General features: G+C 39.4%; 1 protein-coding gene. It reads left to right on the top strand.

Annotation, left to right across the window (positions count from 1 at the left end):
* The first annotated feature begins 116 nt into the window (after positions 1-116).
* Complete coding sequence (locus tag G327_RS25575; RefSeq protein WP_019617280.1) at positions 117-1,073, top strand: DUF4268 domain-containing protein; 957 nt, start codon at positions 117-119, stop codon at positions 1,071-1,073.
* Positions 1,074-1,251: the final 178 nt, after the last annotated feature.

Genomic DNA, 1,251 nt, shown 5'->3' with positions numbered 1-1,251 from the left:
AAGTCGATGAACAGAGACAAATTTAAAACGGCTGAGACCGAGTTAGATAGTCTTGTTTTTTTGTGTTTTAAATCCGCTCGTTATCTAAAGCGTTACATGTTTAAGGAGTATATTCATTGTTCGGTGAATTAAATAAGGTAGCTCTTAGAGAGATATGGCCTCACGAAGCATCTGATTTTACGCCTTGGCTGGCAGAAAATATTGAAGAGCTTGGTAAAGCTTTAGGCATGGACCTAGAGCTAATTGAACAAGAGGCAAGTGTTGGTGACTTTTCTTTAGATATTCTTGCTAAAGACTTAGGCTCATCTAAATCTGTAATCATAGAGAATCAGCTTACACAAACAGATCATGATCATTTAGGTAAGTTGCTGACATATGCAGCAGGGTTTAATGCTTCGATAGTGATTTGGGTTTCAGAGTCTATTCGTGAAGAACATAGACAGGCATTAGATTGGCTAAATCAAAGAACTGATAGTGAAACATCTTTTTTTGGTGTTGTTGTAGAAGTAATCAAAATTGACGACTCTAAACCAGCTTTCAATTTTAAACTGGTGGCTTCACCAAATGAGTGGCAAAAGAACAAAAAGCGCCAATCTCAAAGAGCCTCTGTGTCAACCAAAGGAGAAAAATATCAAAACTATTTCCAAGGTCTAATTGATACTCTTCGAGAAACTCACCGGTTCACTTCAGCAAAAGCCGGGCAGCCACAAAATTGGTATTCATTTTCTTCTGGTGTAAGCGGAATAACTTACGGAGCTAATTTCTCTCAAGGAGGAAAAGCTCGTTCTGAGTTATATATAGATTTAGGCGAACAAGAAAAAAACAAATATGTATTTGATCAGCTAAATCACCTGAAAGAAGAAATCGAAGCCTCATTAGGTGAGGCGGTCAGTTGGGAGCGTCTGGATAGCAAGAGAGCATCAAGATTAGCATTGTATACGGATGGTTCCATAGAAGACTCCGATTCTGATCTAGAAGTAGTTAAATCTTGGCACATTGAGAGGCTTCTAAAACTTAAGTCTGCCTTGGGTAATAAGATTAGCTCATTGTCTAAAGCTGCAAACAACATGTAACAAGGCACTTAAACGGAACTAAAACAGTCGGTTATGTTTCGTGCCTCAACAATTTTAACCGACTATTTTAGCCCGCTTAGTGTGGCGTTAGTGCGTCAAGCGAAGCTTGATGCATCTTGCAGGGTGTAAGTCCCTGTCAGGTAAGGTTTAACCAACCACCTGTATCGAGTGTTGCGCC

Origin of the sequence: Psychromonas ossibalaenae ATCC BAA-1528 (assembly GCF_000381745.1) — a bacterium.
GTDB classification, from domain to species: Bacteria; Pseudomonadota; Gammaproteobacteria; order Enterobacterales; family Psychromonadaceae; genus Psychromonas; species Psychromonas ossibalaenae.
This window is presented reverse-complemented; position numbering and strand designations above follow the sequence as displayed.